General features: G+C 46.2%; 9 protein-coding genes. All 9 read left to right on the top strand.

From position 1 onward, the window contains the following. Positions 1-875: M23 family metallopeptidase (locus ASC50_RS04250; RefSeq protein WP_056928746.1), on the top strand; the 875-nt coding region annotated here is incomplete at its 5' end. A gap of 21 nt (positions 876-896) precedes the next feature. After that, positions 897-1,244, top strand: a complete 348-nt coding sequence (locus ASC50_RS04245; protein ID WP_056928745.1) for a MerR family transcriptional regulator — start codon at positions 897-899, stop codon at positions 1,242-1,244. Positions 1,245-1,348: 104 nt separating this feature from the next. Next, positions 1,349-2,302 (top strand): M23 family metallopeptidase, encoded by a 954-nt coding sequence (locus ASC50_RS04240; protein ID WP_056928744.1) that lies wholly within the window; start codon positions 1,349-1,351, stop codon positions 2,300-2,302. A 38-nt stretch (positions 2,303-2,340) separates the two neighbouring features. Then, the gene (locus tag ASC50_RS04235; RefSeq protein WP_055432520.1) at positions 2,341-2,685 is read left to right on the top strand and encodes a MerR family transcriptional regulator; all 345 of its coding nucleotides are present in this window, start codon (positions 2,341-2,343) and stop codon (positions 2,683-2,685) included. Continuing rightward, positions 2,682-3,839, top strand: coding sequence for a DNA replication/repair protein RecF (gene recF / locus ASC50_RS04230; RefSeq protein WP_056928743.1), 1,158 nt, complete (start codon positions 2,682-2,684; stop codon positions 3,837-3,839). The genes ASC50_RS04235 and recF overlap by 4 nt, the downstream gene beginning before the upstream one ends. Further along, positions 3,836-4,126 (top strand): DciA family protein, encoded by a 291-nt coding sequence (locus ASC50_RS04225; protein ID WP_055432067.1) that lies wholly within the window; start codon positions 3,836-3,838, stop codon positions 4,124-4,126. Before recF ends, ASC50_RS04225 begins: the two co-directional genes overlap by 4 nt. A gap of 144 nt (positions 4,127-4,270) precedes the next feature. Continuing rightward, the gene (gene rfbD / locus ASC50_RS04220) at positions 4,271-5,149 is read left to right on the top strand and encodes a dTDP-4-dehydrorhamnose reductase (RefSeq protein WP_056928742.1); all 879 of its coding nucleotides are present in this window, start codon (positions 4,271-4,273) and stop codon (positions 5,147-5,149) included. Positions 5,150-5,193: 44 nt separating this feature from the next. After that, positions 5,194-6,801, top strand: coding sequence for an ATP-binding protein (locus tag ASC50_RS04215; RefSeq protein ID WP_056928741.1), 1,608 nt, complete (start codon positions 5,194-5,196; stop codon positions 6,799-6,801). Beyond that, positions 6,701-6,926 (top strand): AAA family ATPase (locus ASC50_RS07655; protein WP_306301698.1); only part of this gene is annotated, 226 nt, incomplete at its 3' end. The genes ASC50_RS04215 and ASC50_RS07655, both read left to right, overlap by 101 nt.

Here is a 6,926-nt window from a genome sequence, read left to right as displayed (position 1 = left end):
GGATGGCTATCAAACAGTTGGCGTTAGGCATTATTATTGGTGGCGTATTATTTTACGTTGCCGATTATGCGTTCGACTCACCCATCAAAAAACAGCTAAAAAAGGAAAACAAACTGTTACTGACTCAGTATCAGTTGCTTTCGCGGCAAGTGGACAAGAAAGAGGAAATTGTAGCCGAGTTGGAAGACCGCGACGACAATTTGTATCGCAGTGCGTTCAACGCCGAACCTATTCCCGCCACCATTCGCCGACCGGGTATTGGTGGTAGCGACCGTTACGAGCATTTGTTGACGCTCAACAATTCAGATGTGGTGATTTCGACCACCGCCAAAGTGGACATGATGAGCAAGCAATTGGCGGTCTTATCGAAGTCGTATGACGAACTCGCAGACATGGTGAAAACCAGAGATACGCGCGTAAAGTGTGTACCCAGCATCAGCCCGGTATCGTCGAAGTATAACAAAGGCATCATTTCGGGCTTTGGGATGCGCTTTCATCCGGTCTTAAAGTATAGACGTCCGCACAGAGGGGTTGATTTGAATGCCAATGCGGGTGCGCCCATCCAAGCGACGGGCGATGGCAAGGTGGAATTTGTGGGGTGGCAAGGTGGCTTCGGCAACGTGGTCGTCATCAATCACGGGTTTGGCTACAAAACGCGCTACGGGCACTGTCGCGAGATAAAAGTGCAACCGGGAAAAATAGTTAAACGCGGCGCCGTCATCGCCACCGTTGGCTCTACGGGCACGGCAACCGGTCCACACTGCCACTACGAGGTGCTGGTGAGAAACGAGCAAGAGAACCCTGCCAAGTATTTCTTCATGAACTTGACACCGGCAGAATACGAAAAAATGCTATTCGATTCGGAAAGCAAATAAAAGAACAAACGGATTTACGGTATGAAATTTCAACAAAAAAAGATGTTCTACTCCATCAAGGAGGTAGCCACAATGCTCAATGTTGAGGTATCGTTGCTACGCTACTGGGAAACACAGTTTCCGAGCCTCAAACCTGTGCGCACAAGTACGAAAATCCGTCAATATCAAGAGGATGACCTTCAAGAAATCCGCGTGATATATGGTTTGGTCAAAGAGCAAGGCTTGACATTGGCAGCCGCAAAGCGCAAACTCGCCAGGCATCACGACAAAATGAACGCGGGAGTAGAATGCAACTCGCTAAAACTCAGACATATACGGAGCGAACTTTCAGCATTGATAACAGAATTGGACGAGATAATACTCGATTAAGTATTTTAAGAGAAAGGTTAAAAATCATTAAATTCATTAGAGTTATTTGGAGCATTAAAATATAATTATTACATTTGCAGCGTTTTATAATAAAAGATTAAAAAATGAGTAAGATTATTTACAAGTACAACCCCGATACACTCAATTATGAGCGAGTGTATTCGTCTGTGGGACAACGAGTTTGGACTGTTTTTAAACAGCTGACTTTTGGCATTATTATTGGTGGGGCACTGTTTTCTTTTGCCGACTATTCGTTCGACTCCCCCATCAAGAAACAGTTAAAAAAAGAGAATAAACTTTTATTGACACAATATCAGGTATTGTCCAAACAACTTGACCAAAATGAGCAAATTTTGGCAGAATTGGAAGACCGCGACGACAATTTGTATCGCAGCGTATTCAATGCAGAGCCTATTCCGTCCACCATCCGCCGACCGGGTTATGGTGGAGTTGACCGCTACGAACATTTGCTGACGCTTAACAATCCGGAATTGGTTGTTTCGACCAGTGCCAAATTGGATATGATGACCAAACAATTAGCCGTGCTGTCTAATTCGTATGACGAACTCACACAAATGGTTAAGACCAGAGAAGACCGTGTGAAATGTATGCCCAGCATCAGCCCGTTGTCGTCCAAATACAGCAAAGGCATCGGCTCCGGCTTCGGCTTACGCGTACATCCGATTTTTGGCGACCGCCGTCCGCATACCGGTGTCGATTTAAATGCCCTTGCAGGCACACCTATACAAGCCACCGGCGGCGGCACCGTTGAATTTGCAGGTTGGCAAGGTGGTTATGGGTATACGATTGTCATTGACCATGGGTTTGGCTATAAAACGCTCTACGGACATTGCCGCGAGTTAAAAGTGCGCGTAGGGCAAACGGTGTCTCGCGGAGCCATCATCGCAACCGTTGGCTCAACAGGCACTGCCACCGGTGCACACTGCCACTACGAGGTGATGTCGAAAGGGAAACACGATAATCCTGCCAAATATTTCTTCATGAACCTGACACCGAAAGAATACGAGAAAGTGCTTTTTGATTCTGAAAACAGATAAAATAAACGCAAGGGGAGTCATTCCCTTGTCATTAAATTATGAGATTTCAGCCTAAAAAACTATTTTATTCCATTAAGGAAGTTTCCGAAATGCTTGACGTTGAGGAGTCATTGCTGCGCTATTGGGAGACACAATTTCCGTCCATCAAACCGACACGCACGCGAACGAAAGTCCGTCAGTATCAGGAAGGCGACCTCAAAGAAATTCGCATGATTTATGAATTGGTCAAAGTGCAAGGATTGACTTTGGCAGCAGCCAAACGAAAAATCGCAAAAAATCGCGACAAAGAGCTCAAACATGGCGAAACGGCGGGCTTGCTCAGACGTGTCAGGAGTGAACTTTTGGCACTGAAAGCCGAATTGGATGGAATAACACCGGCATGATTATTGAAAAGCTTTCCATATTGAACTTCAAAAATATTGAGGAAGCGGAATTGACTTTTTCGTTCAAAATGAATTGCCTGCTGGGCGACAATGGGATGGGCAAAACAAATCTGTTGGACGCTCTGTATTACCTCTCTTTCACAAAAAATTACACTAATCTGCCTGATTCGCAACTCATTAGACACGACTGCGACTTTGCCGTGCTGCAAGGCTTCTACACCGAAGCCGACACCGCAGAAGAAATCTATTGCGGCATGAAACGGGGGCACAAAAAATCGTTCAAGCGCAATAAAAAGGCATACAGCCTCTTTTCGGAGCACATCGGGCTAATTCCGGTCGTGATGGTGTCGCCCATCGACAGCGACTTGATTCAGGGCGGCAGCGACGAACGCCGCAAATTTGTGGATATGCTTATCAGTCAATACGATAAGGACTATCTGCGGGCACTGATGCACTACAACAAAGCCCTCATGCAGCGCAACGCCCTGCTGAAAGCTCAAGTACACCCCTACCCTACCCCACCCCACCCTCCAGAGGATTTAGGGGAGGTGTTTGATATTTGGGAGGAGCAGATGGTGGAAACCGGCACGATTATTCATGAAAAGCGCAAAGCGTTCATTGAGGGGTTTTTGCCTGTGTTTGCGGAGTATTATTCGGCGATTAGCGGTGATAATGAGCAGGTTGGGTTGGAATATGAATCGCAGTTGAATCGGGAGGGGATTGCGGGTCAAGCCCGCAATCCCTCGCTTTTCGCGCAACTATTGCGAGAAAGGCGGCAGCGCGACTTGCTGCTGGGCTATTCTACTGCCGGGATTCATAAAGATGACTTCAACTTTCTGTTAGACAGCCACTTAATTCGCAAAATTGGTTCGCAAGGGCAGAACAAAACCTACCTGATTGCCCTGAAATTGGCGCAATTCAGTTTTTTGGTGCAGCATGGTTCGGTCGTTCCCATCATGTTGTTGGACGATTTGTTTGATAAATTAGATGCTAAGCGGGTGGCAAAAATCGTGGAATTGGTGGCGCAACCGCAATTTGGACAGATATTTATCTCCGACACCAACCGCAAACACCTCGATGAAATTCTCGAACAGATGGAGTATGACTACAAGCTGTTTCAAGTAACTAACGGACAATTTTCGGAAATGCCATGAAACGAGTAAGCACACAATCCATCGCCTCAGTCCTGAACGAATTTTTGGAAGCCCGTCCGGATATGGCAAACAAAATAGCAGAAGCCCGCATCATAAGCCACTGGAACACCATGAGTCCGGCAATCACACGCTACACCTCCGCCGTCTATATCCGCAACCGAACGCTCTACGTCACCCTCACCTCCGCCGTCCTAAAAACCGAACTGATGATGCGCCGCGAACAATTGCTCATCACACTCAACAAAGAAGCCGACAGAAATGTGATTGATACGATTGTATTTTGCTGAATATTAGCTATCTACGCATCAAATTGCTGTTGTTGGTTTAAACACAACGAGTTATAGTTCTATCTTAAAGTGATTTAGAACAAAATCAGCAAAAAAAATAACTCATAACTCATAACTCATAACTTTTTTCGTAACTTTGCACCCATGAAACAGATACTCATTACAGGCTCGAAAGGGCAACTTGGCAGCGAATTGATGGCTTTGGCTGAGCAGTTTGCTCATTGGCAGTTTATCCCCACCGATGTGGATACATTGGATTTGACCGACAAACGCGCACTGAGCCAATTTCTGGCAGAGCACAAGGTGGATTATGTGGTCAATTGTGCCGCCTACACAGCGGTGGATAAGGCGGAAGATGATTTGGATTTGTGCTACAAAATCAATCGTGATGCGGTGCGCAATCTGGGTGAGGCGGCTCACGCACATCAGGCACGGGTGGTTCACATTTCAACCGACTATGTGTTTGACGGGCAGGCAAATACGCCCTACAAGGAAACGGACGCCGTCAATCCGCAGTCGGTCTATGGCAAAAGCAAATTGGCAGGCGAACAGGCACTGCAAGCGTCCGGTGCAGAGAGCATCATCATCCGAACAGCCTGGCTGTATTCGACTTACGGCAACAACTTTGTCAAAACCATGCGCCGCTTGGCAGCCGAACGCGACGAATTGAACGTGGTGTGCGACCAAACAGGAACGCCCACTTATGCCGCAGACTTAGCACAGGCGATTGTGGCGATGATTGCGTTTGCCGAAAAGGAGCAACAATTCCCCACAGGCATCTACCATTACAGCAACGAGGGCGTCACCACATGGCACGAATTTGCCACCGAAATCATCAAATTAGCCGGTCACAGCTGCACCGTCAAGCCCATCCCCACCTCGCAATATCCGACCAAAGTAGCCCGCCCGATGTACAGCGTGTTGGATAAAAGCAAGTTGAGAAGCACGTTTAAGTTGACAGTACCGAACTGGGAGGAGAGCCTGCGGATATGCTCTGAAAAGCTCATAATTCATAACTCATAACTCATAACTTTTTCGTACCTTTGTCGAATAATTGAAAAAACATCATGTTACAGAAATTACCTATTGGAATACAGTCGTTTGCGGATTTACGCAGCAAAGACTATTTGTATGTCGATAAGACCCAAGTGATTCATCGCTTGATAACATCCGGCAAGCCGTTCTTTTTGTCTCGTCCGCGGCGGTTTGGTAAGTCGTTGCTGGTGAGCACGATGGAGGAAATCTTTAAAGGTAACAAAGCCCTGTTTAAGGGGTTGTGGATTGAGAATAATTGGGATTGGACGGTGTCGCATCCTGTTATTCGTTTGGATTTTGGGGGGATAAACAATAATACAGCCGAGGGTTTGAGAGAAGACCTTGATGCAACCATTTGTGCCATAGCCCGACAGCATAATATCACATTGACACGAAAAGGTGGCGGAGGATTCCGAGAGTTGATAGAAAATCTCCATTACGCCAAAGACCAACAAGTGGTGGTTTTGATTGACGAATACGACAAACCCATTATCGACAATCTGACAGACATTAAGCGGGTGGAGGCAAATCGAACAATATTGCACGATTTCTATCAGATATTAAAAGCCGCCGATGAGCATCTGCACTTCATATTTCTCACGGGCGTATCCAAATTTTCCAAAGTTTCCATCTTTTCGGGGTTAAACAATCTGCGCGACATTACGCTTGATGCCCGATTTGCCACTATTTGCGGCTATACACAGGCAGAGTTAGAATCCTATTTTGACCCCCATATTGAACAAATGAGCCAAAAGGAAGAACTGACCAAACAGCAAACAATAGAGAAAATTAAATACTGGTACGATGGCTATTCGTGGGATGGTGTTAATTTTGTATATAATTCGTTTTCAACATTGTTGCTTTTCGACATACAAGAGTTTAAAGACCATTGGTTTTCAACCGGTAGCCCCACGTTTATAGTTAATATTTTGAAAGAGCATAATGATGTGCAGTCGTTGATGGTGCCATTTCAGATGGAGGCTACAGACTTCGACAGTTTTGATATTCAGACGATAAACCCGCGCATATTGATGTTTCAAACGGGCTATTTGACAGTAAAAAAGAAGGAACAAGACCCGTTTGGTGTTACTATGCTCTACACGCTGGGTGTTCCCAACGAGGAGGTCAATCAGGCTTTAACGCGCCATTTATTAGCCAATTATGCCGAAATTTCGTTGCCGGAAGTGAACGAGGGATGCCGGCAAATGATGCGGCAACTTGTGTCGGGCGATTCGCAGCAGTTTGAGCGCAGCCTGCAAGCCATGTTTGCGCGCATCCCCTACCAGTTGTGGGGCAACGATGAAAAATATTATCATTCCATGTTGCTGCTGTGGCTGAATGCATTAGGCTTCAAGCCGGAAGCCGAAGTGTGCACCGACAAAGGGCGTATAGATGCCGTGTGGACGTGGCAGGAGCGGGTAGTGATTGCAGAAGTGAAATATGCTGCAAGTGATGGCGATAAAGACATTGCAGGCAACGCCTCTACAACAGCCCAATTATTAGACACAGCATTGGCACAAATCCGCAAAGTCCGCTATTATGAGCGTTATGCGGGCGAAAACAAGCGCATCGCATTGCTGGGAGTGGCATTTGTGGGGAAAGAGATTGCTTGTCGGATGGAAGAATTATCAAATAATTAAAAAAAACATTATGTTACAGGAATTACCTATTGGAATACAGTCGTTTGCGGATTTACGCAGCAAAGGCTATTTGTATGTCGATAAGACCCAAGTGATTCATCGCTTGATAACATCCGGCAAGCCGT

It is taken from the genome of Candidatus Symbiothrix dinenymphae, assembly GCF_001431085.1.
The sequence above is the reverse complement of the archived record's forward strand: the minus strand, read 5'-3'. Positions and strand labels throughout refer to the sequence as shown.

Coding starts and splice junctions, on each gene's coding strand:
- ASC50_RS04245 (WP_056928745.1), top strand. CDS start 897: ATGAAATTTCAACAAAAAAAGATGTTCTACTCCATCAAGGAGGTAGCC.
- ASC50_RS04240 (WP_056928744.1), top strand. CDS start 1,349: ATGAGTAAGATTATTTACAAGTACAACCCCGATACACTCAATTATGAG.
- ASC50_RS04235 (WP_055432520.1), top strand. CDS start 2,341: ATGAGATTTCAGCCTAAAAAACTATTTTATTCCATTAAGGAAGTTTCC.
- recF (WP_056928743.1), top strand. CDS start 2,682: ATGATTATTGAAAAGCTTTCCATATTGAACTTCAAAAATATTGAGGAA.
- ASC50_RS04225 (WP_055432067.1), top strand. CDS start 3,836: ATGAAACGAGTAAGCACACAATCCATCGCCTCAGTCCTGAACGAATTT.
- rfbD (WP_056928742.1), top strand. CDS start 4,271: ATGAAACAGATACTCATTACAGGCTCGAAAGGGCAACTTGGCAGCGAA.
- ASC50_RS04215 (WP_056928741.1), top strand. CDS start 5,194: ATGTTACAGAAATTACCTATTGGAATACAGTCGTTTGCGGATTTACGC.